This window comes from Sulfurimonas sp. ST-25, assembly GCF_048079205.1.
Classification (GTDB): domain Bacteria; phylum Campylobacterota; class Campylobacteria; order Campylobacterales; family Sulfurimonadaceae; genus Thiomicrolovo; species Thiomicrolovo sulfuroxydans.
In genome coordinates this window covers 2049030-2074935 of the sequence record NZ_CP182225.1, presented here as the reverse complement: position 1 = coordinate 2074935, position 25906 = coordinate 2049030, and the positions used below count along the sequence as shown (strand labels likewise).

Here is a 25906-nt window from a genome sequence, read left to right as displayed (position 1 = left end):
ATGAAAAGCATTATCGGTCACTGCAACAGCAGCATCGCGTCACTGAAACTCTCCGACGATATTCTTGACAAGAATACGCTGATTCTCGGCGAGGAGGGATCAGGCAAGACAAACCTCGCCTCGAAGATCCGCGAGTTCGTGATCGCCAGCGGTATTTCGACGCTCTACATGGACTTCTCGGATCCTGCCATCGATGAGGTTGAGGCGCGCTACAAAGACGAGCACTTCTTCTACATGCAGTTTGAAGAGAGCGATGCCTTCGACGCGGCGTTCGACGAAGCGGTCAAGGCCGGCAAGCACATCTACCTCGCCGTGAACCCGACCTATTTCTCAAACAAGCGGGATGTCAAAAGCCGTCTCTCGCAGACCATCTCCAAGCAGGAGCTGCTGGACAACTACTACTATTTTTTCCATGAGATTGCGCAGCTCGGCGGCTTTTACACGAAGTTCGAAGACTTCCTTATGTACATTTTCAACATGATCAACATGAAAAAATACGGGCTCACTTTCCTGTCGCAGCCCCACGAGATCTTCGAGAACGCCCAGCTCAAGCTGCTCTTTACCTTCCTCTTCCTCGGACGCTGTTCCAACGCGAACTACTACAACACCTCCGAGCTCAAGAACATGAAGCGAAACCAGTTCTACTATCAGCGCCGCATGAACCACAAGACCCTGCTGTTCAACGATATCCGGAGCGACGTCGTCACCGTCGACGAATAAAAAGGAGCGCACATGGCACTGGCCATCATGTGTTCGGGCGGCGATGCGCCCGGAATGAACCCCGCGATCAAGAAGTTCGTCGATTACGCCTTCAAGCGCGGGCAGAAGCACTACTTCATCCACCACGGCCTGGAGGGAATGATCGACGGCGAGATCACTGAAGCCTCCCACAGCGACGTTGCCGGGATCCTGCACCGCGGCGGCGCCATTATCCGCTCTTCACGCTCCAAACGCTTTTTCGAATACGAATACCGCAAACAGGCCTTCGAGAACCTCAAAAAGTACGATATTACAGGCCTTGTCGTGCTGGGCGGGGACGGCTCTTTCCGCGCGATGCAGCGTTTCAGCGAGGAGTTTCCTCTCAATTTCGTAGGGATCCCGACGACGATCGATAACGACATCTACGGCACGGACTACTGTCTCGGTGTCGATACGGCGCTCAACGTTATCCGCGACGCCCTGGATAAGATCCGCGACACGGCGTCGACCTTCAACCGCGCCTTCGTCGTCGAGGTGATGGGCCGGGAGTGCGGCTACCTCGCCGTGGTTTCGGCCATCTCCAGCGGGGCGGAGATCTGCATCATTCCCGAAGCCGATTTCAACATCAAAGTGGCGGAGAAGAAACTGCTTGAAGAGGTGGCCGGGGGGCGCGGTTACATTCTGGCCGTGGTCGCCGAGGGAACGGGGAAGACTGCCGAGATCGCCGAGTGGCTGGAGTCGACCATCGGCCTGGAAACAAGGGTGAGCATCCTCGGGCATATCCAGCGCGGGGGGAATCCGACGGTGACCGACAGGCTGATGGCCTTTGAGTTCGTTATTCATGCCATCGACCACCTCCTGCACTCCCGCGATGCCAACAAGGTCGTCTACTACCGCGACGGTGCCTACGGCCTTATGGAGATCGACGACGTCGTCTCCCACTCCTACACGATCGACAGCGAACTGCTCTCCACTATCAACCTGATCGACTGAACGCCGCAGCGCTTTTTTCCGGGGTTTCGCACCCCGAATATCTCCATTCGGTTGCAAACCGTTTTTTTTAATCGTTGTCTATAGTGCGTCGGAGTACAATGACTCCAAATGAGTCAATGAATCACTATAAGGAGCCGGGTATGTCACGGATCGTCATGGACGCCAACGAAGCGGTTGCGCGTGTTGCATTCAAAACCAACGAGGTGATCGCCATCTATCCCATCACCCCCTCATCCCCCATGGGGGAGCATTCCGACGAGTACGCGGAGAACGGGGAGAAAAACATCTTCGGTACGGTGCCGGACGTTATGGAGATGCAGAGCGAGGGGGGCGCGAGCGGCGCGGTTCACGGTGCACTGCAGGCCGGGGCGCTGACAACGACCTTCACGGCCTCGCAGGGGCTGCTGCTGATGATCCCGAACATGCACAAGATCGCCGGGGAGCTCACCCCGACCGTTTTCCACGTCGCGGCCCGTTCGCTGGCGGCGCAGGCGCTCTCCATCTTTGGGGACCATACTGACGTCATGCAGTGCCGCCCGACGGGGTTTGCGATGCTTGCCTCGTGCGATGCCCAAGAGGCGCAGGATTTTGCTCTGATCGCCCAGGCGGCATCTTTGGAGGGTCGGCTACCCGTGCTGCACTTCTTTGACGGTTTCAGGACGTCGCACGAGCTGATGAACGTCGAAACCCTCGACGATACGGTGCTCAAAGCGATGATCCCGACCGAGCTGGTCAACGCCCACAAGGCCCGTGCCCTGGACCCAGAAGCCCCGGTCCTGCGGGGGACGAGCCAGAACCCCGACGTCTACTTCCAGGGGCGCGAGAGCGTCAACCGCTATTATGACGCCTTCCCCGGCATCGTCCAGGAGCAGATGGACCGTTTTGCGGCATTGACAGGGCGGCAGTACCGCCTTTACGAATACCACGGCTGCCCCAACCCGAAAAAGTTGATCGTGCTGATGACTTCGGGTGCGAAGACGGTGAGAGAGACGGTGGATGCGCTCAATACACTCGGGTATGAAACGGGGGTGCTGATCGTCCGCCTTTTCCGTCCTTTCGATGCCGAGCGCCTGCTCGAAGCGATTCCCAAAAGCGTCGAGGCAATCGCCGTCCTTGACCGCACGAAGGAGCCGGGCGCCTACGCGGAACCGCTCTCCGCGGACGTGATGCACGCCTACGCCGAAGCCTTCGCCCAGGGACGGTGCAAGTCCATGCCCCGCATGATCGGCGGGCGCTACGGGCTCTCGTCCAAGGAGTTCACGCCGGCCATGGTCAAGGCGGTCTTCGACGAATTGAAAAAGGCGGAGCCGAAACCGCGCTTCACCGTCGGTATCACCGACGACGTGACCCACCTCTCCCTCGATATCGCTCCCTTCGAGACGCCGGGCGAGGGGGTGACGCAGGCGCTCTTTTACGGCCTGGGCAGCGACGGGACCGTCGGTGCGAACAAGAACTCCATCAAGATCATCGGGGAGGAGGGGCGGCATGTGCAGGGCTACTTCGTCTACGATTCGAAGAAATCCGGCTCCATGACGACCTCGCACCTGCGCTTCTCCCCGGAACCGATCCAATCGACCTACCTCATTGACACGGCGGATTTCGTCGGGGTGCACCAGTTCGTCTTTATTCTCAAGTACGATATCCTCAAACAGGCGAAGCCGGGGGCGAAGGTGCTCATCAATGCACCCTACGACGCCGACGAGGTGTGGACGCGCCTGCCGCGGATCGCCCAGGAACGGATCATCGAGAAGGGGCTGAAGCTCTACACCGTCAACGCCTACGAAGTCGCCAAGGGGTGCGGCCTGGGGCGGCGGATCAATACGATCATGCAGACCTGCTTCTTTCATATCGCCGGTGTCATCCCGCCGGAACAGGCGATCGCGAAGATCAAGGAGAGCATCGAGAAGACCTACGGCAAAAAGGGCGAGATGATCGTGCGGATGAACTTTTGCGGGGTTGACAAGGCGATCGAGAACCTGCACGAGATCGCCGTGCCTGACGCGGTCGGCTCCGGGGCGGACCTGCTGCCCGTCTACAAACTCGACGTCGCCGACCCGTTCTTAGAGAACGTCACGGCGAAGCTGGAGGCCTTCGAAGGCGACAGCGTCCCGGTCAGCGCCATCCCCGCAGACGGCACCTGGCCGCTGGGAACGACCAAGTATGAGAAACGCGAGATCGCCCTGGATGCCCCGGTCTGGGACCCGGATGTCTGTATCCAGTGCGGCAAATGCATGGAGGTATGTCCCCACGCCGTTATCCGTGCCAAGGTCTTCGATGAAGCACTGCTCTCCGACGCCCCTGAAGGCTTCAGCGCCGTCAAGGTGAAGTCGAAAACCTTCGAACCGAACGAACAGTTCACCATCAAAGTCTCCGTCGAGGATTGTACAGGGTGTTCGCTCTGTGTCGAGATGTGCCCGGCCAAGAACAAGTCCGATCTCTCCAAAAAAGCGATCAACATGGCGCCGATCGAGCCGATCCACGACGCGGCGGTGGCGGAGTGGGACTACTTTCTCTCCCTGCCCGAGGTCGACCGCAGCCGGCTTGATCGCACCAAGGTCAAAGAGGCGCAGCTACTGCAGCCGCTCTTCGAGTTCTCGGGTGCCTGTCCGGGCTGCGGGGAGACCCCCTATGTCAAACTCGCTTCCCAGCTCTTCGGCGACCGGATGATCGTTGCCAACGCGACGGGCTGCTCCTCCATCTACGGCGGGAACCTTCCGACGACCCCCTGGGCGAAGAACGCGCAGGGGCAGGGGACGGCCTGGTCCAACTCCCTCTTCGAGGACAACGCGGAGTTCGGTCTGGGGATGCGCGCGAGCATCGACAAACAGTCGCTTTTCGCCCGGGAGCTGCTCGAAGCCCTGCGCAATGAGGTCGGGGCTGACCTTGCCGATGCGCTGATAGGCAATGCGCAGAAAACGGAAGCAGAGATCGCCCGCCAGCGTGCGAACGTCAAGGCCCTCGAGGCGAAACTCGCCGGCATCGACCGGGAGGAGGCGCGGCTGCTGGAGGGGGTGAGCTCCTACCTGATCCGGAAATCCGTCTGGGCAATGGGGGGCGACGGCTGGGCCTACGATATCGGCTACGGCGGCCTGGACCACGTACTCGCTTCGGGACGCAACATCAATATCCTTGTCATGGATACCCAGGTCTACTCCAATACGGGCGGCCAGACCTCCAAGGCGACGCCGGTCGGGGCGGTGGCGAAGTTCTCGGCCGGGGGGAAACCCGCCGACGCGAAGGACCTGGCGCTGCATGCGCTCAGCTACGGCAACGTCTACGTCGCCCGGGTGGCGATGGGCGCCAACGACGCGCAGACGCTCAAGGCCTTCGTGGAGGCCGAAGCCTACGAAGGAGTCTCCATCATCATCGCTTACAGCCACTGTATCGCCCACGGGTATGACCTGCGCTACGGCATGCAGCAGCAGAAGCTCGCCGTGGAGAGCGGGCTGTGGCCGCTGATGCGCTACAACCCCGAGAAGATCGGCAGCGACGAGAACCCCTTCTCCCTCGATTACAAGGAGCCCAAGGCGCCGGTCAAGAGCTATATGTACAACGAAGCCCGTTTCAAGATGGTGCTGAAGATGAATGCGGAACGCGCAGAAGGCTTCCTGGACGCGGCAACGCAGAAGGCACAGCGGGACTGGATACGCTACCGCGACCTCGCCGACAGCGGGAACCTGACCTTTAGCAAGGAGATCGTATGCAAATGAGTATCGAATACCTCGGACTGACCCTCAAAAGCCCCCTGATTGTTTCGGCGTCGCCGATGAGCCAGCATACCGACCGCTGCCGCGCCCTGGAAGAGCACGGCGCGTCGGCCATTGTGATGCATTCGCTTTTCGAAGAGCAGATCAACGCGGAGCTGCATGAGGTCGATCATATGCTCTTTCACGGCAGGGATGCCTTCTCCGAAGCGCTGAGCTTTTTTCCCGAGGGAGCGTTTGAGAATTACGAGATGGAAAACTACCTGGGGCGGCTCCGCGCGCTGAAAACGGCCCTGGACATCCCCGTGATCACGAGCCTCAACGGGGTCAGTACCGGCGGATGGACGACCTATGCCAAGATGCTCGAAGACGCGGGCGCGGACGCACTGGAGCTGAACCTCTATTACCCGGCGAACAGGGCATGGACGTCCGCGGAGCAGGTCGAAGCACATTACCTTGAGGCGATCGCCTCCGTCCGGCGGGAGACGACCCTGCCGTTCGCCGTCAAACTGGCGCCAGCGTTTACCGCGCTGCCCCATTTTCTCAAGGCGGCGGAGGAGGCGGGGGCGACGGCCGCCGTGCTCTTTAACCGCTTCTACCAGAGCGATATCGACCTGGAGGCGCTGGAGTGGACACGCACACTCTCCAAAAGCTCCCCGGCCGATTTTGCCGCAGCCCTGCGCGCCGTCGCCGTCTGTTACGGCCAGAGCGCTTTGCAGTTCTGCGCCGGGGGCGGGGTGACCGAAGGGAGCGATATCGTCAAGGCCGTTATGGCCGGGGCGAATACGGTGGCGGCCGCGACGGTCTTCCATGAACGTGGGGAAGCCCATGCCGCCGTGATGCTTGAGGCAGCCGAACGCTGGATGACGGAGCACGAGTATGAATCGTTCGATCAGATGCGCGGCGCCATCAGCTACGCCAAGGCCCCCAACCCTTCGGCCCTGGAACGGGCAAACTACGTCGATCTGCTGCGCCACGGCGACGAATTGTGGTTTTAACGGCGTCCCTGCTGCTTCCTAATGAAACTTTTATCCCCCCGTGCGGCGGGGGTTTGCTTTTCTTAAAGCTCCTTTAAAGCGACTGTAAAATATAATTGCGGGATTTTATAAAGACACTTTTTGCGCGTAACAGGCGCCGCTGGTGTGAGAGAGGAGCGTGTTTGATGGGTCAAAAACGGGTGTTGGTTAAGTTTTCAGGTGAAGCACTGGCCGGTGAAGCCGGTCACGGGATCGACACCCAGATCCTCAACTACATCTCCCAGGAGATCAAGAGCCTCGTCGACGCGGGGATCCAGGTCGGTCTCGTCATCGGCGGCGGCAATATCATCCGCGGCGTGACGGCGGCGCAGGACGGGATCATCCGCCGTACGGCCGGGGACTACATGGGGATGCTCGCGACGGTGATCAACGCCGTGGCGATGCAGGAGGCGTGCGAACACGCCGGATTGAAAGTGCGGGTGCAGACGGCGATCAAAATGGAACAGATCGCCGAGCCCTACATCCAGCGCCGTGCCGTCCGTCATCTGGAAAAGGGACGCGTCGTGATCTTCGCGGCGGGCACGGGGAACCCCTTCTTTACGACCGATACCGCCGCGACGCTGCGGGCGGTCGAAATCGGGGCTGACGTCATAATCAAGGCGACGAAGGTCGACGGCGTCTACGACAGGGACCCGAACAAATTCGCTGATGCCGTCAAACTGGACGTCCTTTCGTATGATCAGGCGCTGCACGACCACATCAAGGTCATGGACGATACGTCCATCGCGCTGGCCAAGGACAACAAACTGCCGATTATCGTCTGCGACATGTTCAAGCCGGGGAACCTGCTTGAGATCATCGGCGGCGATTACACCAACTGCTCCATCGTACAGCAGTAAGCAACTTACCAAAGGAAAACACCATGACAAACCTTCGTCTTGAAGAGATCACTGCCAAGGCCCTCAACACTGCCGGCATCGACCGCTACCAGCTCGCGATTGCCGTTGCACAGCGTGCGAAAGAGCTCGAGAACGGTGCCCAGAGCAAGCTCAACCTTGACCTGAAGACCACCAAGTCGACTGACCTCGCACTGATGGAGATCGCGGAAGGCCTCGTCCTTATCAAGGGCTTCAAGCAGAAAGCCTGACCCCCCTCCCTGCGCCCGACGGGCGCTCCCACATCTGACCGCAAAGAGCAGCCATGGCAAACAATTTTGATATCAACCAGATCCGCGCCATCCGGGATATTGAAAGTGCGACGGCCCTGCTGCACGAAAATATCCCCTTCGATGAACAGATCGAGGATGCACTGCTCTTCTCCAAAGATGCCCATGCGCACCAGACGCGCAAAAGCGGCGAACCCTACGTTGTCCACCCAATCCTCGTCGCCGCGCTGGTGGCCTCCATTACCGGCGACCGGGCCATGGTCATCGCCGCGTTGCTGCATGACGTCGTCGAGGATACGCCCAACACCATCGAAGCGGTGGAACTGCGCTACGGCTCCGATGTCGCCCACCTGGTGCACGGCCTGACCAAGATCGACCTGATCCGTGACAAGGAGCTGATCCCGTCCCACTCGGATGAGAAGCTCGTCGTTTCGGCGCTGACGTTTAGAAAGATGCTGCTGGCCTCCATCAAAGATATCCGTGTCCTGGTCGTCAAGCTCTGTGACCGGCTGCACAACATGCTGACCCTCGACTCGCTGCCGCCGGCCAAACAGCGCCGCATTGCCGAAGAGACCCTCGTCGTCTACGCCCCGATCGCCCACCGCCTCGGTATCTCCTATATCAAGAACTTCCTCGAAGACCTGAGCTTCTCCTACGTGTTTGCGGAGGAGAAGAAGCGCATCGACGATTATCTGAAGGTGAACTATCACGACATCGAGCTACGCCTCAACGGCTTCCGCCAGAAGATCGCGAAGCTGATGGAGCGTCAGGGGATCATTCCGGGCAGCTACGAGATCCTTAGCAGGATCAAACACGACTACTCCATCTACCTCAAGATGCAGCGCAAGGGGATCAGCATCGACGAGGTACTCGACCTGCTGGCGATCAGGGTGCTCGTCAACGACCCGACCCAGTGTTACAGCGTCCTCGGGCTCGTGCACCTGCATTTCCAGCCGCTGACCTCGCGCTTCAAGGACTACATCGCAATCCCGAAAGAGAACGGCTATCAGACCCTGCATACGACGGTCTTCGACGACACCTCCATCATCGAGGTGCAGATCCGTACCTTCGAGATGCACAAGACGGCGGAGCTGGGGGTCGCGGCCCACTGGAAGTACAAGAGCGGCGGCAACAATATCAACCTCGATTGGCTGCAGAATCTGCAGTACCAGGAGGAGTCGATTGAGGATTTCTACGAACTGGCGAAGACCGATCTCTACAGCGAGGACATCAGCGTCTTCTCTCCCAAAGGCAAACCCTATACCCTTCCGCGCGGGGCGACGGCGCTCGATTTCGCCTACGCCGTCCATACCGAGATCGGCGACCGGGCGGAGTCGTGCCTGGTGAACAAGGAGAGCAAGAGCCTGCTGGCCGAGCTGCATAACGGCGATATCGTCCGGATCATGACCGCAGAGGAGAAGCTGCTGCGCTGCAGCTGGATGGATGCGGTCAAGACCTCCCGGGCAAAACAGCACATCCGCATCAACTGCCGCCACCGCATCCGCGACATCGACAGCCGGAGCGGTCTGCTGATCATGCGCGGCGTCATGCAGCTCAACGTGACTCGCATCCGCGAGTGGCTGCGCGAACACAACCGTCTGCAGAACGCCTGGATGATCGCCCGGGACGTGGACTACCTCAGAGAGGTGCTGCACCACTACCTGAAGGATCTGCGCTCGCACAAAAAGTTCGGCGCGTTCCTGGCGTCGCACCGCTTCAAGCTCAAACTCTACCGTTTCGGCTCGATCGAGCTCTTCTCGAACCACACGATCTCGGATGTCGTTTTCGATTTCTGTTGCCACCCCAAGGCCGGGGACGAGATCGTCGGGTTTGTCAGCAACGGCAAGGCGCACATCCACCACAAGATGTGCCAGCACGCCGCGACGCTGATCGAGGATGAGGAGCCGATGCTTTTCGTGCGCTGGAAGCAGGAGAGCATCTTCCACTACCACATGATCGTCAGCATGCAGAACGCCAAAGGGGCACTGGCGGATTTCCTCACGTTCCTGGCGAAGCTGGGGGCGGAAATCGTCAGCATTGAACTGGGCAAGGAGCGCCAGGAACACCAGCAGCTGTGCGAGCTGGAGTTCCAGAGTTCGGAAGCGGATATTAACCGCCTCCGCGCTAAAATTGAACAAAAAATTCATATCATACAGTTTATTCGAACGGACGACGCGTATCGGTCCGTGTGAGAGGTGAAGGGAAAGAATGACAGTAACAGAAGCATTGGCTGAGATCCGCCGCGGTACGGCGGAGATCATCGACGAGGAGCGTATCGAGACGCTGGTAAAAGCGGCCCTGGAAGAGGGGAAAACTTTCAGCGTCAAAGCCGGGTTCGACCCGACGGCACCGGACCTGCACCTGGGCCATACGGTCCTGCTCAACAAGCTGGCCGCTTTCCAGCGCATCGGCGGACGCGTCCAGTTCATCATCGGCGACTTTACGGCGCAGATCGGGGACCCGACCGGCAAGAGCGAGACGCGTAAAAAACTGCTCCCGGAGCAGATCGCCGAAAATGCCAAGAGCTACAAGGAGCAGGTCTTCAAGATCCTCGACCCCGAGAAGACGGAGGTCCTCTTCAACGCCGACTGGATCAACCCCATCGGCGCGGCGGGGATGCTGGAGCTCACCACCCTGATGAACGTCGCGCGGATGCTTGAGCGCGACGATTTCGAAAAGCGCTACAAGAGCGGTACGCCCATCTCCATCAGCGAGTTCATCTATCCGCTGCTTCAGGGCTTCGACAGCGTGCACCTTGACAGCGATATCGAGATCGGGGGAACGGACCAGAAGTTCAACCTCCTCATGGGTCGCCACCTGCAGCGCGCCTACGAGAAGGGCAAAGAGCAGGCGGTGCTGATGATGCCGATCCTCGAAGGCCTCGACGGCGTTCAGAAGATGAGCAAGAGTCTCAACAACTATATCGGCGTCGCCGACTCCCCGGGGGAGATGTTCGGCAAAATGCTGAGCATCTCCGATGACCTGATGTGGCGCTACTACGAACTGCTCAGCCACAAGAGCCTCGCCGAGATCGCGCAGCTCAAAGTCGACGTCGAGGAGGGCAAGGCCCATCCGAAAAAGGTCAAAGAGGCGCTGGCGATGGAAATAGTCGAACGCTTCCACAGCGCAACGGATGCCGAAGCGGCGAAGGCGGAGTTCGACCGGGTCCACGCCAAGAGCGAACTGCCGAGCGACATGCCCGAATTCGAGCTCGACGGACCGGTCTGGATCGCCAAAGCGCTACAGGATTGCGGGCTTGAGGCATCTACATCGCAGGCCCGGCGCGACCTTAAGCAAGGAGCCGTTAAAATGGACCAGCAAAAAGTGGATGACGAACAGCTTCAGCTCGAAGCCGGGGAGTACATCCTTCAGGTGGGCAAGCGCAAGTTTGCACGCGTAAAGGTGAAATAGATGAGCTTCGAACCGCTGAAAATCGGCAAATACACCATTGAAAAACCGATCGTTCAGGGCGGTATGGGCGTCGGCATCAGCTGGGACCGTCTGGCCGGCACCGTTTCCAAAGAGGGCGGCCTCGGCGTCATCAGCGCCGTCGGGACCGGGTATTACGAGCAGAAAGAGCATGCGCACAAACTCGTCTCCGGACGCCCGCTGGACGTGGAGAACTTCTACTCCAAAGAGGGACTCACGGCTATCGTCAACAATGCACGCAAGATCTGCGGCGACGCGCCGCTGGCGGCGAACATTCTCTACGCCATCAACGACTACGGCCGTGTCGTACGGGACGCCTGCGAAGCGGGAATCGACATCATCATCACCGGGGCGGGACTGCCGACGAACATGCCGGAATTCACCGAGGGGTATCCCGATGTGGCCCTGGTACCGATCGTCTCCTCGCCGAAGGCGCTCAAGATCATCTGCAAGCGCTGGGAGAAGCGTTACAACCGCCTCCCCGACGCCGTAATCCTTGAAGGCCCCAAGAGCGGCGGCCACCAGGGCTTTACCTATGAGCAGTGCTCCATGGAGGAGCATCAGCTCGAGAACCTGGTCGCTCCGGTCGTCGAAGAGGCGGCCAGCTGGGGCGAAATCCCGGTCATTGCCGCCGGCGGTATCTGGGACAAAAAGGACATCGAGGAGATGATGGCGCTCGGTGCCAAAGGGGTACAGATGGGGACCCGGTTTATCGGGACCTACGAGTGCGACGCCCACCCGAACTTCAAGAAGGTCCTCCTCGAAGCAAGAGAGGAGGATATCCACCTCATGAAATCCCCGGTCGGTTACCCGGCCAGAGGGGTGCGTACGAACCTGAGCAGCCTCGTCGAAACCCGCACGGGACCGGCGATCAAGTGTATCTCGAACTGTGTCGCCCCCTGCGAACGCGGGGTTGAGGCGAAAGCGGTCGGTTTCTGCATCGCCGACCGCCTCAGCGACGCGTATGAGGGGAATACGGAACTGGGCCTCTTCTTCTCCGGTACGAACGGCTACCGGATCACCGAACTCATCAGTGTCGCCGACCTGATGAAAAAGCTGACCGAAGGCGAATAGGTCGCAATGACGTTGAAGCGGCTCCGCGCAATCGTCACGGCTCTTATGCTGACCGCGAATACCCTCAGCGGTATGAACCTCTCCCAGGCGGAGACGGTGCTTCAATCCAATAAACAATCCGAAATTTTCCAGGCATATGATACGTTCAAGTCCGCCTATATGGACGCCACGGTTGAAGGGGACGCCGCTAAAAAACGGCGTGCACTGGAGGGGATCGTTGCCAGCGGAAACAAACTGCATATCGACGTCAGCGACTACCGCAACAAGCTCAAAACGCTGCCGGCGCCTGCAGCGGACGTCAAACCGGCCCCGGTCGCGGAGCCGGTCGCAAAGCCGGAACCGGCATCCAAAGGCAGAGCGAAAGCGCCGAGCATCAAAGGGCAGAACCGCCTGGAAGAGGTCGAATGGGACAGCGGTAACCTGGTATTCCGTTTTGAAAAGACGCTTTCGAACAAAGATGTCAACTTCTTCAAGCTGAAAAAGAGCGGCAAGCACGGCTACCGCTATGTCCTCGATATCCATGCGGTGCTGGACGAGTCTCATACGCTGACCCACCGTGACCTCAAGCGTATCAGCCTGACCCAGTACAAACCGCAGACCATCCGCCTGGTTTTGGAAAGTTCTAAGGCACTTCCGGTACGCTTTGCCAAAGCGGAGAAGACGTTGACGGTACGTGCCGGGCTCTCCGGGGTGACGTCGCCAAAGCACGTGCCCGTGACAAGCCCGGGCCAGGCCCGCAACAAAGAGCGGGTGATCGTGATCGACCCGGGCCACGGAGGCAAGGACGGCGGGGCCGTCGGGCACAACCGTTACAAGGAAAAGGAGATCGTCCTTTCCCTGGCGGCAAAGATGGCCTCACGTTTGCGCGAACGCGGCTACACCGTCTACATGACCCGCAGCAAGGACAAGTTTATCAAGCTGCGCAACCGTACGGGCTACGCCAACAAGAAGAAAGCGGACCTTTTCATCTCCCTGCATGCCAACGCCGTGCCCAAAAGCAAGGCGCGCAAAGCGTACGGCATCGAGACCTACTTTCTCTCCCCGTCACGTTCCAAACGGGCGACGAACGCCGCGGCCCTGGAGAACAAGGCGGAAGTCGAGGATATGGATTTCTACGGGAAAAGCACCTTCCTGAACGTCCTCAACTCCGAGAAGATCGTCGCATCGCATAAACTGGCAATCGACCTGCAGTCTAGCGTGCTCTCTTCGCTGCGGGCCCGTTACAAAGAGGTAAAGGATGCAGGGGTCAGAGAGGGACCGTTCTGGGTTCTGGTCGGTGCACAGATGCCGGCGGTCCTCGTCGAAATAGGCTTTATCACTCACCCTAAAGAGGCGGTACGGATTCACAGCAATACGTATCAGGATTATTTTGCCAGGGGCCTGGCGGAGGGTGTAGAGCGCTATTTCGCGAAAAACCGCTAGGGCCCTATTCGCTTTTCTGCGGCAGTTTCCCGGAGACGGATTCGCGTTTGGCGATCAGGGACTCGATCTGCGTTTTGACTTTGTCATAGCGGAACTGCTCTTTGAAGCCCTGGATACGTCCGCCGGAGGCGTTGGGGTGTCCACCGCCGCCCGCCCACTCCTTGGCGATGAGGGAGACATCGACCTGGTTGTTGGCGCGCAGGCTCATCGTCCCGCGGGGGCTGATGTCGACAATGAAGTCATACTCCGGGTAGGCGACGAGGAAGCCGTTGCCGATAATGGAGGTGTTGCCGACGGCATAGCTCAGAAAGCCGCGGTAGCCCTTGTAATAGATCGTCATCTCTTTGCGCTTCGCCCCCATCAGGGAGACGATGTACTTCGTCACCAGGTTGTCGAGGGTGTTGTTCTCATTCTCGCGGAAAAACCCCTTCTTCATCAGATGGATCTTCTCGTCCAGCACGATCGGGGCGTCGGGCAGCGCGATCATCGCCGCGGCTTCGGTCAGCAGGCTCAGTTTGTAGGCGCGGTCCTGCTCCGCGAAGAGGGTGCGTCCCAGTTCGCGGGTCTCGCTGACAAGGCGCATGAGCACCTTGCCGTATTCGAAATTCTCCGTTTCATGCTGCAGCCAGAGGTCGACGGCGTTGACGACGGCGACATAGGCTTCCATCCACACAGGCTCCTCCTGCAGCCACCCCTGTTCCTTGGCGAATTCGTAGGTGATCTTTGTTGCGCTGCGGTCGGTATCGAGCAGGTACCAGCCGTAGCGGGCCGCGCTCTCTTTGCCGCTGCCGTGGTGGTCGAGCAGCTGCAGGGTGATCTTTTTGCCCGATTCGTTGAAGCGCTTGACTTTGCCGTCGAGCCAGCGGGACTCGTCGGGGGTCAGATTCAGGTCGGTGACGAGGATCATCGCTTCGGATTCGTGTGTGATCGCCTCGACGATCTGGCGCAGGCGTTCGGGGACCTCTTCGCCGTAGTTGGCGTTGTAAAAGTGCATGGTATGGGGCGTGTGCTGCATGACAAGCTGGCAGCTGTAGCCGTCGAGGTCGATATGGGAGAGATGGTAAATGGTCACAATGGCCTTTCTTGGGTTACTGTTCGATCAGGTCGGCGAGGGTGAGTTTCTCGAGGAAAGTGTCGATCTTGTCCTGGAGCCGGTTGACGACGGGCCAGATCTGGCAGGTGGTCGCTTTATCGGAGGGGCAATCTTTTTGGGATTTGGAGCAGTCGAAAACGGAGGGGTTCTTCCCCTCGGCGGCGCAGGTAATGTCCCTGACGGTGATGTCGTGCATATCCTTGGCCAGGGCGAATCCGCCGTTGGCGCCCTTGAAGGAGTTGAGAATACCGTTGCGTGCCATCGACTGGAGGATCTTCGCGAGAAAGCTTTTGGAGATATCGAGTTCCTTCGAGAGGGTATCGGCATCGAGGGGCTTCTCGGCCTTGGCCAGGACGATGAGCGAGAGCAGGGCGTATTCGCTGGCACGGGTGATGAGCATGGCGTCACTTTCCGATCCCATGGTGCAGGAGATCTGGTTTAATTAAGAGAAATTATATCCGATTACCCTAAAGCGTAGCTCAAAAAAAACGACTATAGAGGAGAAGTTTAGTAAAAAGCGCCGGCGAGCCGTCCGGGAAGATTGCCAAAACAGAAAACATTCGCTATAATTTCGCCCTTGTTCGATTGTGAACGAAAAATTTATTATACCCTCAGGAGGCTATTATGGCTTTGGATGCGGCGAAAAAACAAGAGATTGTTAAAAAATTCGGACGTAACGAAAACGACACCGGTTCTTCAGAAGTGCAGATCGCACTGCTCAGCACACGTATCGCTGAACTGACTGAACACCTCAAAACTTTCAAGAAAGACCACGCGTCACGCCTCGGTCTGCTCAAGCTCGTCGGTCAGCGCCGCCGTCTGATGCGTTACTTCAAACGCACAAACCGCGTAGCATACGACAAACTCGTTGCCGATCTCGGTATCCGCGACAACATCTAACGAGCTTCTACTTTTCCGGCTTCGGCCGGAGACCTCTTTTTTACTTTTTCAATAACCGACATTACTTTTTGAACACTCTCCATGGCATATGCCCATGCAGTACGCTGGCGTTTCAGGGCTTTTAATCCGTGACGGATCCGTTTTATTGGACCCCAAAGATCTCTTTGGCCCGTTCCAGATCCTCCGGCGTGTCGATGCCGAAGCCGGTGCTGGCGACCTTGACCATGCTGATGGGAAGCCCGTGGTGGACGGCGCGGAGCTGTTCGAGCTTTTCGATGTCCTCGATCGGCGCGTCGTCGAGGGCGCAGAAGGCGTGGAGGCTCCTCTTTGTGAAGCCGTAGATGCCGATATGGCCGAAGTAGGTGGCCCCGCCGCCCCGGTTGTAGGGGATCATTGAACGGGAGAAGTAGATGGCGTCATGCTTCGCGTTCACGACGACCTTGACGAGGTTCGGGTCGTCGGCGGCTTCGGCGTTGACGGCGTTGTAGCAGCTGCCCATGACAAAGGGGCGCCCCTCCGCCTTGAGGGCAGTCAGGCGGTCGATCAGCAGGGTCAGGACCTCCGGCTCGATAAAGGGCTCGTCGGCCTGGATATTGATGACGAGTTCGTCATCGGGGATGTCGAGCAGCTGGGCGCATTCGTTGATGCGGTCGGTGCCGCTTTTGTGCGTCGTCGACGTGAGCATCGCTTTGACGCCGTGGGCTTTGCACACCTCGATGATGCTCTCATCGTCCGCGGCGACGACGACATCGTCGAGGTGGGCCACCTGACGTGCCGTGCGGACGACCATCGGCAGTCCGCCGATATCCGCCAGAACTTTTTGCGGGAAGCGGGTGGAGGCAAGACGGGCGGGGATGATGATCATGCGAATCCTTTCTTTTGGGCGAGAACGCCGCGGCACTGTATAATGACGGAAATTATATCGACGGGGGGACTAAATGCTGCTTTACCAGCCGCAGGAGGGGTACTGTTACAACAGCGACTCGATCTTCCTGTATGACTTCATCTCCTCTTTCGCGCCGCGGGGCCGTATGCTCGACGTGGGGGCGGGCTGCGGCGTCGTCGGGCTGCTGGTGGCCCGCGACAACCCGAAAGTGCGGCTCGAGGCGGTGGAGAAACAGGACGCTTTCGTGCAGTACGCTTCGAAGAATGCGGAGGTGAACGGGATCGACTACCGGGTCCACCACACGGATTTTCTCGCCTTCAAGGACCCGGAAGGGTTTGAGTACATCGTTTCCAATCCCCCCTTCTACCACGAGGGGGCCTCGCGTTCGGAGAATGAGATGGTGCACACGGCGCGCTACAACCTGCACCTGCCCATCGACGCGTTCATCTCCCATGCGGCAAAACTCCTGCGCCCCCAGGGGCACCTGCTGCTTTGCTACGACCCCCAGCAGTTCGCCCACCTCTGCGCCGCCTGCGAACGCGCCAAATTAAGAGTGGTTGATGTACAATTCGTTCATTCGAAACCGGATCGCAACGCGACCCTGGTGATGCTGCACGCCCGGAAAAACTCCCGTTCGCTCATGCGCGTCCGGCCGCCGATTTTCGCCTTTGACGAAGATGAGTTCTCCGCCAAGAGCCTGCAGGTCTACCGCGATGCAAGGACGCACAGTATAAAATGCACCCTATGATAAAAGAAGACGGCTACCCCTACGCGTTCGACCCCTCCGCCTGCGCCGGCTGCGGCGGACGCTGCTGCACCGGTGAAAGCGGCAATATCTTCGTCTCCCCCGACGAGATCCAGGCACTGGCCGCGGCCCTGGAAATGGAGGAGCCGGACTTCCGTCGTACCTACCTTGAAAAGCGCGGTTACAAGTTTTCGCTCAAGGAACGGATCGTCGGCATGTCGCACGACTGCGTCTTTTTCGACCGGGAGACGAACGGCTGCCGCGTCTACACGGCCCGCCCCGCCCAGTGCCGTACCTTTCCCTTCTGGGAGTATTACAAGACCCGCGTCGATGAGCTCAAGCGGGAGTGTCCGGGGATCGTCGATGTTTAAACGTATTACCTGCACGGCCCTTTTGCTGCTCTTTTTCGCAGGCTGCAGCCTGAAAGAACCGACACTGTCGCCGCAGACGAAGGCGTTCGAGGAAGAGGACGCCTACGCCCTGTTTGCCCTTGACGCGGAGGCGCACGGGCAGTACGCGACGGCGGCGCAGCTCTATGCGGTGCTCTACGAGAAGGCGCCGCGGCTTCCCTACCGGGACCACTTTTTTGAAAACCTGCTGCATGCGAAACAGTATGACGATGTGCTAGAAAATGCCCAGATGTTCGAGGAACAAGAGGGATTCAATGCCCAGATAGAGCGTTACCGGATCCGGGGACTGCTCGGCAAGGGTGAGGTCAAAGCGGCCGAACAGGCGGCGCTGGTACTGTTGGAGAAGACGAAGGCAAAGCAGGATTACATCGGGGTCTCGGAGATCTACGCGCGCCAAAAGCAGTACAACACGGCGCTGCGCTACCTGGAGAGCGCCTACGACCTCGATTACGACGAGGCGGTCCTCGACCGTATGGCGGTTATCCTCTACGTCAATCTCGACCGCCAAAAAGACGCCATCGCCCAGCTTGAAACCCACATCCGTCTCCACGGTTGTTCCCAGCGCATCTGCAAACGGCTTGCCGGGCTCTACAGCGAGCAGAACAACGTCGAGGGGATGCTGGGGACCTATCTGCGGCTTTACAGCAACTATCCCACCCAGGATGTCGCCGATGCGATCGCCCGCATCTACAGCTATCAAAACGACATGGTGCATCTCAAACAGTTCCTGGAACAGCACCATTCGGATGATGCCATGCTGCTGAAGCTCTATATCAACGCCAAGGAGTACACCGCCGCCTCCGAACTGGCACAGAAGCTTTACGAGCAGAGCGGCGATGCGACCTACCTGGGACAGAGCGCCATTTTCGCTTTTGAAGCGGCCGAGGACAAAACGGATCCGAAGCTGGTCGCGGAGATCGTCGACAAACTGAAGACGGCGGTCAAGAGCGAAAAAGACTCCCTGATGCTCAACTACCTGGGATACCTGCTCATCGACAACGACGTCGATCCCGCGGAGGGGATCAAGTATGTCGAGGCGGCCCTGCGGCAGGAACCGGGTTCGCCTTTCTACCTCGATTCGCTTGCCTGGGGCTACTACAAACTCGGCCAGTGCCGCAAGGCCGACGCCACGATGAAAGAAGCCCTTAAAGCGATGGGGGGCGAGCGTGACCCCGAGCTGGACAAACATGTCAAAGCCATTGAGGAATGCATGAAACGTTTACGTAAAACAACACAAGGAAAGCAATGATTCTGGATGAGATTATCGCGAAGACCAAAGAGGACCTCGCCCGCCGCGAAAAGGAGTATAGCATGGATTGGCTGGGGCGTTCCCTCGCCTTCAATGCTCGTGCGCCGCGGCCGGTCATCCCGCATCTGCAAGCGACGGAAGCGGAGCCCTACCGCATCATCTCCGAAGTGAAAAAAGCGAGCCCGTCAAAGGGCGTGATCCGCGAAGACTTTGACCCGGTGGCCATCGCGCAGGCCTATGAGCGCGGGGGTGCGAATGCCATCTCCGTGCTCACCGAACCGCACTATTTCCAAGGCAGCCTGGACTACCTCGCGGAGATCCGCCGGTACGCGGCCATTCCGCTCCTGCGCAAGGATTTCATCGTCAGCAAGTACCAGCTGGTCGAAGCCCTCGTCTACGGCGCGGATTTCGTCCTGCTGATTGCCAAGGCGCTCTCGCGCAAAGAGCTGAAAGAGCTGCTTGACTACACTCGTCACCTGGGGATGGAGGCGTTGGTCGAGATCCACGACAAGGCGGACCTGACCAAGGCGATCTTCGCCGGCGCCGACATCATCGGCATCAACCACCGCAACCTCGAGACCTTCGAGATGGATATGGAACTGAGCTACAAGCTTATCCCGCTCATCCCGAACAACAAGATCATCGTCGCCGAGAGCGGCATCTATGAATACGGCCAGCTCGAAGATCTCGGCAAAGCGGGCGTCGACGCCTTTCTTGTCGGGGAGTCGCTGATGCGCCAGGACGATGTCGAAAGTGCGTTGCGCTGCCTGAAAACGGGCGAGGGGTGCCCGAAATAATCCCCCTCAAATTCCGGTAAGAGCCGGATAGAAAAGATCCTGCTAACGTCTCAATGCATCATGCCGCTGACGGGCATGGTCGCCGTCAATGCCCCCCGCCCATCAACTCCGATGCTTCCATCACAACGACGACACCCGAAGGGTCATACGCCTGGACGATCTGCCGGACGCTCTGGACTTTATTGTTATCCACGATGAGCATCAGCAGCCGCCGTTCGTCCCCCGTGTGGAGCGTCGTCCCTTCGAGAATGACCCCGCCTTCGTGCCCCAGTTTGTGCAGGAGGTGGGCTTTGAGGGTTTCGGCGTTCTCCGAAGAGATATGCAGCACTTTTTTGGAGGGGCGGCCGGAGAGGATCAGGTTGATGCCCCTGGCGCTGATGTAGACGCCGACCAGGCTCCAGAGCATGCTGTCGAGTTTCGGGAAGACGAATCCGGCCGAGAAGACGATCAGGGCATCGAGCGCGATGATGAGATCCCCCTCCTTCCAGTGGGTCCTGTGGGCGATCATGCCGGCGATGATGGAGGGGCCGCCGGGCGATGCGCTGGCTTTGACGATCAGCCCCACCCCCAGGCCGATAAGCATCCCGCCGAAGACGGCGCCCAGCAGCGGTTCCTGTGTCAGGGCGGGGAGCTTCAGCATCTCCAGAAACATATCCGCCGACATGGCGATGACGACGATGGCGAACACGGTCCGAAATGCATATCCCCGGCCGATGAACTTCATGCTCATGAGCACCATCGGGATGTTGATGGAGAGCATGATCGTCCCGATGGAGATGCCCGTAAAATAGTTGACCAGGATGGCCATCCCGGGGGTGCCCCCGGAGGTGATATGGTTGGGCACAAGGAAGAGGGTGACCCCCGCCGCCAGTACCATACCGCCGATCAGGATCTGCAGGTAGCGTCTCAGCTCTTTTATGATTTTCGTTGTCATGACTTTTCCTTGGTGAACATACTATCGGACAGTGCTCGGAACTCTGGACGGCAGAAAGGTGTCGTGAAGAGAGGGTTGGGACCGCTCCGTCCGGGAAATGACGGAGCGGGAAAATTTATGAAAGGAGTGTTTTAACGCAGCTGCTGATGCGTTTGCCGTCGGCCTGGCCTGCGAGCTCTTTGCTGGCCATTCCCATGACCTTGCCCATATCTTTCATCGTGCTGGCACCGGTTTTTTCGATGATCGCCTTGACGGCGCTTTCAAGCTCGGCGTCGTCGAGCTGTGCCGGAAGGTAGGTTTCGAACACGGCGATCTCGGCCATCTCTTTGTCGTACAGCTCGTCGCGTCCGGCGTCCTTGTACTGGGCCGCCGCGTCGTTGCGCTGCTTGATCTGTTTTTGGATGATGGCGATGACATCGTCGTCGCTGAGCTCCTTGCGTTCGTCCACCTCGATCTGTTTCATGGCACTGTTGAGCAGTCTCAGCGCGTCGCGGCGCTGGACCTCCTTGGCTTTCATCGCTTCTTTAATATCGTTTCTGATCTGGTCTTTGAGCTCCATAAATTATCCTTTGCATGTGATGGCGACATTATACCCGCCTTAGATAAGCCTAAAAGAAGACGCCTTCTATCACGGCTTTTCATATTATTAACCCTTATGCTATAAAATGGGGACAATTGGAGTGGAAAGGAGTCCCGTGAAGCTTTTCAAGAAAGAGTATATGAACATCTATTTTGTGACGGCGGTGCTGGTGGCGGCGTTTGCTTTTATGGCAATCAGTACCTGGGACATCGTCGGCGACGTCAACGAGCAGACCAGTGCCGATCTCGCCATCGACCGGCAGGTCGACGCCTGCTGGGACGAGAACAACCTCGACAAGTAGCTCAGGCTTTCGTACGGCTGAGCATCAGCGTGCCGAGCAGGACACTGAGGGCACCGAGAAAAACGATGGTGTAGCCCGTCGGCAGGTCGAAGGTGTAGGATGCGGCGATCGCCGCGGCGCTGAATGCCCAGCCGAAGACAAAGGCGAAGCCCAGCGGCGGGAAACGCTTCTGCATGGATGCCATAAAGACCGGTGCGATCAGCAGCGTAAAGACGACGAGCACGCCGGCAAGCTGGACGGATGAGGTGACGGTGACGGCAAGCATGACAAAGAAGAGCAGCTCCTGCATGAACCCGTTAAGACGCGGGTAGAGCTGCCATATCAGAAGCCCCAGCAGGGCATAGACGCCGCTGCTGTAGAGCACGTGCTTCATCGGCGTGAAAAGGATATCGCTCGCCAGCAGCGCCTTGAAGTGCTCCATCCCCTCGGCGGAGTTGGCCAGGACCATCATAACGCCGCTGGCACCCAGGACGTAAAGAATCCCGATAAACGCCTCCAGGTGCAGGTTCCTGTGCGATGCGAACGCGATGAGCACAGCGCTGAACAGGGCGCTTCCGAGGGTGAGCACATAGAGATACTCCCCGTGAAAAAAGCCGAGGCTGACGGCGCTGCCCAGCGCCGCGAACTGTGCGATGGCGAGGTCGGTGAAGATGATGCCGCGCTCGAGCACCCCTTTGCCGAACCAGGCGTGAATCATGACGAGCACGAAGACGAGCAGCAGCGGCGGCAGGAAAATATCAATCATCGGTGAGGGCCTTTGTCAGATAGTCAAACAGGGCGGTGAGGGAGTCGACAGACTCCAGCGCCCCGATATCGTGGGGCATCAGGATGACCCTGATCCCGGTCTTGTCCCGGATGTATTCCGCGGTCTTGGTGGAGTGGTAGACGTCGTGCAGAATGCAGCAGGGATGCTCGGCGCGGATTTTCCCGATCACGTCGAGGGTATGACGCGGGGAGGGCGGGATGCCCGGCAGCGGCTCGATCGTGGCGATGTTTATGAGGCCGAAGGCCTTGTTGAAGTAGGCGAGGTTGTCGTGGAACTGCACGACTTTCATCCCCTGTTTCGGCGCCATGACCCGTGTCCAGCGCTCGAGATTTTTCCCCCATTCCGCATTGAAATTTTCCAGGTTCTTTTCATAAATGCTTTTGTGCTCCGCATCGATTGATGCCAGAAACAGCGCGATCTGCTTTGCCAAGAGCGGGATGTTGTGCGGATCGAGGTGAAAATGGGGATTGCCGGCAGGGTGGATATCCCCGTTGGCCCGGTCGACCTCGCTCGGTTTGTTGATTAGCTCGATCCCCTGTGCCAGGTTCAGAAAGGTCGGCGCAGAGGGGTTGACCTTGGGGTTGTTTCCGCGCCGGATCAGCGGCGGAAGCCAGCCGATCTCCAGCTGCCCGCCGTTCATGATCAGTGCATCGGCCCGGCGCATCTTGGCGATGAGGGAGGGGCGGGGAACGACGAAGTGGGGATCCCAGTTCCCCTTGGCCAGCACGACGGTCGTGACGTGGTCACCGCCGACCGCCCGTGTCAGTGCGCCGATGTAGGGGTAGGTGACGGCGATATTGAGGTGGGCAAGGAGCGCGGCGGGCAGTAGAAGGATAAAAAGCAGTTTTTGCATGTCAAACCTTAGTAATTAAATGTCGCCTCATACTAAGCGCCGAGGGCACGCGCCCGAAGGAACTCCCCTCGGAGGATGGGTCTCTCGGCAGGGGAGACCCGGTATTGACACTGCGGCCGGGAGACCACCCCTGTCGCAGCGTCAACGGCCTAAAAGTCGTGGGCCGCGTGCGCCCCGATGGCAATATTGGCCTGCAGCATAATCGTATCGACGCTTTGGCGGTCGCCATCCTCGTTATAGAGGGCCATGTTGTGATTATACTGAAGACGGAAACGGCTGAACTCGCTGGGGTGGTACTCCACCATGGCGCTGATCCGCTCAAAGCTGTTCTCCATCTCCTGGGCTGTACCGTTCTTCGTGACATCGTTTTGATAGATATTGTCGTAGCGGACGCCGGTGCGCCAGTTCATGTTGTAGGCATAGACGAGCTGGGTGTAGTAGCCTGCCTGCTCTTTGCGCAGGGAGACCGAGGTCGTCGTATTGGCATCGGGCTGCGCATACTGGGTGCCCTTCATGTCGCGCATCATCCACTCGCTCTGCCAGGTCAGGAAGCTGTAGGAGTCGAAGTAGTGTTTGACGGTCAGGTCGGCACCGTAGAGCGAACTCATACCCGAAAAGGCGTGGGGCGTTTCATCCTCGAAGTGGTCAAGCCGCGAGGTGCCGCGTGCGTAGGAGATGCCGGGCATAACGGTCGTCTCGCCGATATCAACGGCGGTTTTTGCATAGGCGACAAAGAGGGCGGGCGCATCGGCCGATTCGGCCAGCGGCGCGGCATCGGGGTCGGTCGCGGTCGGGTCGGCGATGCTGGCGGTGCCGAACATCATCTCGTTCTCGCCCTGGAGTACCTCGCCTCCGAACATCAGGTAGGTCTCCGTCGGAGCGACCCACTGCAGTTGGACCCCCTTCTCATTGATGCCGTGATCACCGAGGAAGGCCTGATAGACGAGCGGCATGTCCCCGAAATCCCAGTAGTGGTGGTGCTGAGAGTTGAGACGGCCGAAGTTGGAGAGCAGTTTCCCCCCGCGCAGACGCAGGCCGTAGGGGAGAGCGGTCGAGGTGAAATAGGCCTCTTCGATCTCGACGCCGTTTTCGCTGAAGTGGAAGGTGCCGTCAAGGGTGAAGTAGGGGTCGACGGAGCTCGAAAGCACCAGTTCGCCGTAGTTGAGATTAAAGCCGTTGTAGGCGTTGTAGGTGGCGTGGGAGTGCCCGTCGTGGGCGTGGGCCCCCATGATGCCGTGGGCGACACCGGGGATCTCGTAGTGGGCGATCTCGTCATCTGTCTTGTTGCGGGTGACGTAGGATGCATCGAGGATCAGAGAGATGTCCGGAATAAACTTGGACTGTTCGAAGGTGCGCTTTTCGACCGGGAGGATCGTGGCGGCATCCGCGAAGAGCAGTGCGCAGAAAAGGGGCAGGGAGATAAAAGTTTTTTGCATTATATAGACTCCGTTTAATCAGTGCACCCGGGTTGGATTTGTGATGGGTGCTGCATAGTGCTATGGTTTTTTTGTAGGGATTAAACGAAGCGGGGAGGGGCCCGGGCCGGAACGAAATGGAGGGCAAAGCTGCTGTGGGCTTCGGCGGCCGGGCAAGGCTCTTCAGTGTCATGGAAGAGGATAAACGGCTCGAACGGTTTGACGATATCGGGTGCTGCCGCGTGGGCGGCGACGGTACAGACGGGACAGTGACTCCCGTCATGGTGCGCACTGAGGGTGTGCAGCGCTTCGCCGCTGAGGGCGACGAGGAACAGCAGTAAGAGCAGCAGGCGTCTGGTTCGCATGCGGCATTATAGCGCACCGCCGATCTCCCCGAGGCGTATCAAATGTGATAAAAATGCTATATAACAATTATATTTATAAAAAATTAATATATCGGTGCTACCATATTGTTTATTGTTTTTAAAAAGAGTAAATATGAAAATTTTTCCGGCAAAAATCCTGGTCGTTGACGAGTCTCCGAAGCACATCGTCACCGTCAGGGAACTGTTCGCCAAAGAGGGGTGCAGCGTTTTGGGGGCAGAGAACGAAGACGCGGCAATGGCGATAGCGGGCGCGCTGAATATCGACCTGATCCTGCTTGACGCGACGGCGAAGAGTATCGATGGCTACGGGATCTGCAAGCGGCTGAAATCGGAAGCCAAGACCCAGGAGATCCCCGTCATTTTTACCGGGATGATCCCGGGGGCTCAGGAGATTAAACGCAGTTTTGAAGCCGGCGGTGCGGACTGCATCGTCAAACCCTTCAATCATTCGGAACTCTATGCGCGGGTCCGGACGCACCTGGAGTTGAGAAAACATCGGGAACGGCATGCTGAAGAGACGGAGGAGGATCTGATCTACACCCTGGCGTATGTCGGGGAGCTCCGTTCGCAGGACAAGGGACATCTCAAAAGAGTCGCGGGGTACAGTGCGCTGCTCGGCGAGCTCTACGGACTCCGCCCGGAAGCCGTCGAGATGCTGAAGATGGCATCGGCGATGCATGATATCGGCAACGTCATTGTTCCCGAGCGGATCCTGAACAAACCTCTGCCGTTAGAGGCCAAAGAGCGCGAGGCGGTGGAACACCATACGCAGTGGGGGGCCCACATCCTCAGCCGCACCAAGCGGCCCGTGCTGAGGGCCGCAGCGATCATCGCCGCCCAGCACCACGAAAAGTTCGACGGGAGCGGCTACCCGAAAGGGCTGAAGGGGGAAGATATCCATATCTTCGGGCGCATCGTCGCCGTGGCGGACGTGTTTGACGTGCTGCTGAGCAAACGCAGCTATAAGGAGGAGTGGCAGGTGAACAAGGCGCTGGCCTATCTCACCGAAGAGAGCGGCAAGCATTTCGATCCGAAACTGGTAGAGCTCTTTGTCGATAATCTTTGGCAGTTCCTGGATATACGCCAAAAACATGGGGCGTGATCAGAATTTGATCCAATCCTAACCGC

26 protein-coding genes are annotated in these 25906 nt (G+C 58.7%); 17 read left to right on the top strand and 9 right to left on the bottom strand.

Translation table 11 applies throughout. The annotated features are described in order from the left end of the window. The 10 genes from ACM66T_RS10805 (at nucleotide 1) to ACM66T_RS10760 (ending at nucleotide 13463) form a co-directional block, all read left to right on the top strand. Nucleotides 1–720: an ATP-binding protein gene (locus ACM66T_RS10805; RefSeq protein ID WP_231019009.1), complete on the top strand. Its 720-nt coding sequence runs from the start codon at nucleotides 1–3 to the stop codon at nucleotides 718–720. 12 nt (nucleotides 721–732) lie between these two features. Further along, nucleotides 733–1692, top strand: coding sequence for a 6-phosphofructokinase (locus ACM66T_RS10800; protein ID WP_231019007.1), 960 nt, complete (start codon nucleotides 733–735; stop codon nucleotides 1690–1692). Nucleotides 1693–1832: 140 nt separating this feature from the next. Next, complete coding sequence (nifJ, locus tag ACM66T_RS10795; RefSeq protein WP_231019006.1) at nucleotides 1833–5402, top strand: pyruvate:ferredoxin (flavodoxin) oxidoreductase; 3570 nt, start codon at nucleotides 1833–1835, stop codon at nucleotides 5400–5402. Continuing rightward, the gene (locus ACM66T_RS10790; RefSeq protein WP_416768551.1) at nucleotides 5393–6394 is read left to right on the top strand and encodes a dihydroorotate dehydrogenase-like protein; all 1002 of its coding nucleotides are present in this window, start codon (nucleotides 5393–5395) and stop codon (nucleotides 6392–6394) included. The genes nifJ and ACM66T_RS10790 overlap by 10 nt, the downstream gene beginning before the upstream one ends. Nucleotides 6395–6558: 164 nt before the next feature. Further along, complete coding sequence (gene pyrH, locus ACM66T_RS10785) at nucleotides 6559–7272, top strand: UMP kinase (protein WP_416768550.1); 714 nt, start codon at nucleotides 6559–6561, stop codon at nucleotides 7270–7272. A gap of 23 nt (nucleotides 7273–7295) precedes the next feature. Further along, entirely contained in the window at nucleotides 7296–7520 is a 225-nt protein-coding gene (locus ACM66T_RS10780; protein WP_231019002.1) for a DNA-directed RNA polymerase subunit omega, read from the top strand. Nucleotides 7521–7573: 53 nt separating this feature from the next. Then, nucleotides 7574–9730 (top strand): RelA/SpoT family protein, encoded by a 2157-nt coding sequence (locus ACM66T_RS10775; RefSeq protein ID WP_231019001.1) that lies wholly within the window; start codon nucleotides 7574–7576, stop codon nucleotides 9728–9730. 16 nt (nucleotides 9731–9746) lie between these two features. Continuing rightward, complete coding sequence (gene tyrS / locus ACM66T_RS10770; RefSeq protein ID WP_231019000.1) at nucleotides 9747–10949, top strand: tyrosine--tRNA ligase; 1203 nt, start codon at nucleotides 9747–9749, stop codon at nucleotides 10947–10949. Then, complete coding sequence (locus ACM66T_RS10765) at nucleotides 10950–12041, top strand: nitronate monooxygenase (protein WP_231018999.1); 1092 nt, start codon at nucleotides 10950–10952, stop codon at nucleotides 12039–12041. It begins immediately after the preceding gene. A 6-nt stretch (nucleotides 12042–12047) separates the two neighbouring features. Continuing rightward, entirely contained in the window at nucleotides 12048–13463 is a 1416-nt protein-coding gene (locus ACM66T_RS10760) for an N-acetylmuramoyl-L-alanine amidase family protein (protein WP_231018998.1), read from the top strand. 4 nt (nucleotides 13464–13467) lie between these two features. Here ACM66T_RS10760 and ACM66T_RS10755 read toward each other — a convergent pair whose 3' ends face one another. Both ACM66T_RS10755 and ACM66T_RS10750 read right to left on the bottom strand, forming a co-directional pair. Further along, on the bottom strand, nucleotides 13468–14535 hold the full coding sequence (locus tag ACM66T_RS10755) for a DHH family phosphoesterase (RefSeq protein WP_416768549.1): 1068 nt from the start codon (nucleotides 14533–14535) through the stop codon (nucleotides 13468–13470). A gap of 16 nt (nucleotides 14536–14551) precedes the next feature. After that, the gene (locus ACM66T_RS10750; protein ID WP_231021237.1) at nucleotides 14552–14956 is read right to left on the bottom strand and encodes an RrF2 family transcriptional regulator; all 405 of its coding nucleotides are present in this window, start codon (nucleotides 14954–14956) and stop codon (nucleotides 14552–14554) included. A gap of 224 nt (nucleotides 14957–15180) precedes the next feature. Between ACM66T_RS10750 and rpsO the strand changes: the two genes are divergently transcribed. Next, on the top strand, nucleotides 15181–15456 hold the full coding sequence (gene rpsO / locus ACM66T_RS10745; protein WP_231018996.1) for a 30S ribosomal protein S15: 276 nt from the start codon (nucleotides 15181–15183) through the stop codon (nucleotides 15454–15456). A 142-nt stretch (nucleotides 15457–15598) separates the two neighbouring features. On the opposite strand, the gene kdsB is transcribed toward rpsO, so the two are convergent. Then, a complete protein-coding gene (gene kdsB, locus ACM66T_RS10740) occupies nucleotides 15599–16321 on the bottom strand; it encodes a 3-deoxy-manno-octulosonate cytidylyltransferase (RefSeq protein WP_231018995.1) in 723 nt (240 codons plus the stop codon). Nucleotides 16322–16394: 73 nt separating this feature from the next. On the opposite strand from kdsB, the gene ACM66T_RS10735 reads away from it, so the two are divergent. The 4 genes from ACM66T_RS10735 to trpC are packed head-to-tail and all read left to right on the top strand — an operon-like array spanning nucleotide 16395 to nucleotide 19543. Then, nucleotides 16395–17090, top strand: coding sequence for a tRNA1(Val) (adenine(37)-N6)-methyltransferase (locus ACM66T_RS10735; RefSeq protein ID WP_231018994.1), 696 nt, complete (start codon nucleotides 16395–16397; stop codon nucleotides 17088–17090). Continuing rightward, complete coding sequence (locus tag ACM66T_RS10730) at nucleotides 17087–17458, top strand: YkgJ family cysteine cluster protein (protein ID WP_349636715.1); 372 nt, start codon at nucleotides 17087–17089, stop codon at nucleotides 17456–17458. The genes ACM66T_RS10735 and ACM66T_RS10730 overlap by 4 nt, the downstream gene beginning before the upstream one ends. Further along, the gene (locus ACM66T_RS10725; RefSeq protein ID WP_231018992.1) at nucleotides 17451–18746 is read left to right on the top strand and encodes a hypothetical protein; all 1296 of its coding nucleotides are present in this window, start codon (nucleotides 17451–17453) and stop codon (nucleotides 18744–18746) included. The genes ACM66T_RS10730 and ACM66T_RS10725 overlap by 8 nt, the downstream gene beginning before the upstream one ends. Next, nucleotides 18743–19543: an indole-3-glycerol phosphate synthase TrpC gene (gene trpC, locus ACM66T_RS10720; protein WP_231018991.1), complete on the top strand. Its 801-nt coding sequence runs from the start codon at nucleotides 18743–18745 to the stop codon at nucleotides 19541–19543. The genes ACM66T_RS10725 and trpC overlap by 4 nt, the downstream gene beginning before the upstream one ends. Nucleotides 19544–19628: 85 nt before the next feature. Here the strand turns inward: trpC and ACM66T_RS10715 are convergent, their stop codons facing one another. After that, a complete protein-coding gene (locus ACM66T_RS10715; RefSeq protein ID WP_231018990.1) occupies nucleotides 19629–20477 on the bottom strand; it encodes a YitT family protein in 849 nt (282 codons plus the stop codon). Between the two features lie 115 nt (nucleotides 20478–20592). Beyond that, the gene (locus tag ACM66T_RS10710) at nucleotides 20593–21036 is read right to left on the bottom strand and encodes a GatB/YqeY domain-containing protein (RefSeq protein ID WP_231018989.1); all 444 of its coding nucleotides are present in this window, start codon (nucleotides 21034–21036) and stop codon (nucleotides 20593–20595) included. 136 nt (nucleotides 21037–21172) lie between these two features. On the opposite strand from ACM66T_RS10710, the gene ACM66T_RS10705 reads away from it, so the two are divergent. Then, nucleotides 21173–21358 (top strand): hypothetical protein, encoded by a 186-nt coding sequence (locus ACM66T_RS10705; RefSeq protein WP_231018987.1) that lies wholly within the window; start codon nucleotides 21173–21175, stop codon nucleotides 21356–21358. A gap of 1 nt (nucleotide 21359) precedes the next feature. Here ACM66T_RS10705 and ACM66T_RS10700 read toward each other — a convergent pair whose 3' ends face one another. The 4 genes from ACM66T_RS10700 to ACM66T_RS10685 all read right to left on the bottom strand — a co-directional run bounded on the left by ACM66T_RS10700 (nucleotide 21360) and on the right by ACM66T_RS10685 (nucleotide 24757). Then, entirely contained in the window at nucleotides 21360–22103 is a 744-nt protein-coding gene (locus ACM66T_RS10700) for a metal ABC transporter permease (protein WP_231018985.1), read from the bottom strand. Beyond that, complete coding sequence (locus tag ACM66T_RS10695) at nucleotides 22096–22977, bottom strand: metal ABC transporter substrate-binding protein (RefSeq protein ID WP_231018984.1); 882 nt, start codon at nucleotides 22975–22977, stop codon at nucleotides 22096–22098. Before ACM66T_RS10695 ends, ACM66T_RS10700 begins: the two co-directional genes overlap by 8 nt. Nucleotides 22978–23126: 149 nt before the next feature. Next, nucleotides 23127–24413 carry a hypothetical protein gene (locus ACM66T_RS10690; protein ID WP_231018983.1) on the bottom strand — a complete coding sequence of 429 codons (1287 nt, stop codon included), beginning with the start codon at nucleotides 24411–24413 and terminating at the stop codon, nucleotides 23127–23129. A gap of 80 nt (nucleotides 24414–24493) precedes the next feature. Then, nucleotides 24494–24757, bottom strand: a complete 264-nt coding sequence (locus tag ACM66T_RS10685; protein ID WP_231018982.1) for a hypothetical protein — start codon at nucleotides 24755–24757, stop codon at nucleotides 24494–24496. 133 nt (nucleotides 24758–24890) lie between these two features. Here ACM66T_RS10685 and ACM66T_RS10680 point away from each other — a divergent pair, with 133 nt between their 5' ends. After that, the gene (locus ACM66T_RS10680) at nucleotides 24891–25880 is read left to right on the top strand and encodes an HD domain-containing phosphohydrolase (protein ID WP_231018981.1); all 990 of its coding nucleotides are present in this window, start codon (nucleotides 24891–24893) and stop codon (nucleotides 25878–25880) included. Nucleotides 25881–25906 lie beyond the last annotated feature (26 nt).

Bases quoted from the DNA above. Each gene is read 5' to 3' on its own strand.
- ACM66T_RS10805 (WP_231019009.1), top strand. From the start codon at position 1: ATGAAAAGCATTATCGGTCACTGCAACAGCAGCATCGCGTCACTGAAA.
- ACM66T_RS10800 (WP_231019007.1), top strand. From the start codon at position 733: ATGGCACTGGCCATCATGTGTTCGGGCGGCGATGCGCCCGGAATGAAC.
- nifJ (WP_231019006.1), top strand. From the start codon at position 1,833: ATGTCACGGATCGTCATGGACGCCAACGAAGCGGTTGCGCGTGTTGCA.
- ACM66T_RS10790 (WP_416768551.1), top strand. From the start codon at position 5,393: ATGCAAATGAGTATCGAATACCTCGGACTGACCCTCAAAAGCCCCCTG.
- pyrH (WP_416768550.1), top strand. From the start codon at position 6,559: ATGGGTCAAAAACGGGTGTTGGTTAAGTTTTCAGGTGAAGCACTGGCC.
- ACM66T_RS10780 (WP_231019002.1), top strand. From the start codon at position 7,296: ATGACAAACCTTCGTCTTGAAGAGATCACTGCCAAGGCCCTCAACACT.
- ACM66T_RS10775 (WP_231019001.1), top strand. From the start codon at position 7,574: ATGGCAAACAATTTTGATATCAACCAGATCCGCGCCATCCGGGATATT.
- tyrS (WP_231019000.1), top strand. From the start codon at position 9,747: ATGACAGTAACAGAAGCATTGGCTGAGATCCGCCGCGGTACGGCGGAG.
- ACM66T_RS10765 (WP_231018999.1), top strand. From the start codon at position 10,950: ATGAGCTTCGAACCGCTGAAAATCGGCAAATACACCATTGAAAAACCG.
- ACM66T_RS10760 (WP_231018998.1), top strand. From the start codon at position 12,048: ATGACGTTGAAGCGGCTCCGCGCAATCGTCACGGCTCTTATGCTGACC.
- ACM66T_RS10750 (WP_231021237.1), bottom strand. From the start codon at position 14,956: ATGCTCATCACCCGTGCCAGCGAATACGCCCTGCTCTCGCTCATCGTC.
- rpsO (WP_231018996.1), top strand. From the start codon at position 15,181: ATGGCTTTGGATGCGGCGAAAAAACAAGAGATTGTTAAAAAATTCGGA.
- kdsB (WP_231018995.1), bottom strand. From the start codon at position 16,321: ATGATCATCATCCCCGCCCGTCTTGCCTCCACCCGCTTCCCGCAAAAA.
- ACM66T_RS10735 (WP_231018994.1), top strand. From the start codon at position 16,395: ATGCTGCTTTACCAGCCGCAGGAGGGGTACTGTTACAACAGCGACTCG.
- ACM66T_RS10730 (WP_349636715.1), top strand. From the start codon at position 17,087: ATGATAAAAGAAGACGGCTACCCCTACGCGTTCGACCCCTCCGCCTGC.
- ACM66T_RS10725 (WP_231018992.1), top strand. From the start codon at position 17,451: ATGTTTAAACGTATTACCTGCACGGCCCTTTTGCTGCTCTTTTTCGCA.
- trpC (WP_231018991.1), top strand. From the start codon at position 18,743: ATGATTCTGGATGAGATTATCGCGAAGACCAAAGAGGACCTCGCCCGC.
- ACM66T_RS10715 (WP_231018990.1), bottom strand. From the start codon at position 20,477: ATGACAACGAAAATCATAAAAGAGCTGAGACGCTACCTGCAGATCCTG.
- ACM66T_RS10710 (WP_231018989.1), bottom strand. From the start codon at position 21,036: ATGGAGCTCAAAGACCAGATCAGAAACGATATTAAAGAAGCGATGAAA.
- ACM66T_RS10700 (WP_231018985.1), bottom strand. From the start codon at position 22,103: ATGATTGATATTTTCCTGCCGCCGCTGCTGCTCGTCTTCGTGCTCGTC.
- ACM66T_RS10695 (WP_231018984.1), bottom strand. From the start codon at position 22,977: ATGCAAAAACTGCTTTTTATCCTTCTACTGCCCGCCGCGCTCCTTGCC.
- ACM66T_RS10690 (WP_231018983.1), bottom strand. From the start codon at position 24,413: ATGCAAAAAACTTTTATCTCCCTGCCCCTTTTCTGCGCACTGCTCTTC.
- ACM66T_RS10685 (WP_231018982.1), bottom strand. From the start codon at position 24,757: ATGCGAACCAGACGCCTGCTGCTCTTACTGCTGTTCCTCGTCGCCCTC.
- ACM66T_RS10680 (WP_231018981.1), top strand. From the start codon at position 24,891: ATGAAAATTTTTCCGGCAAAAATCCTGGTCGTTGACGAGTCTCCGAAG.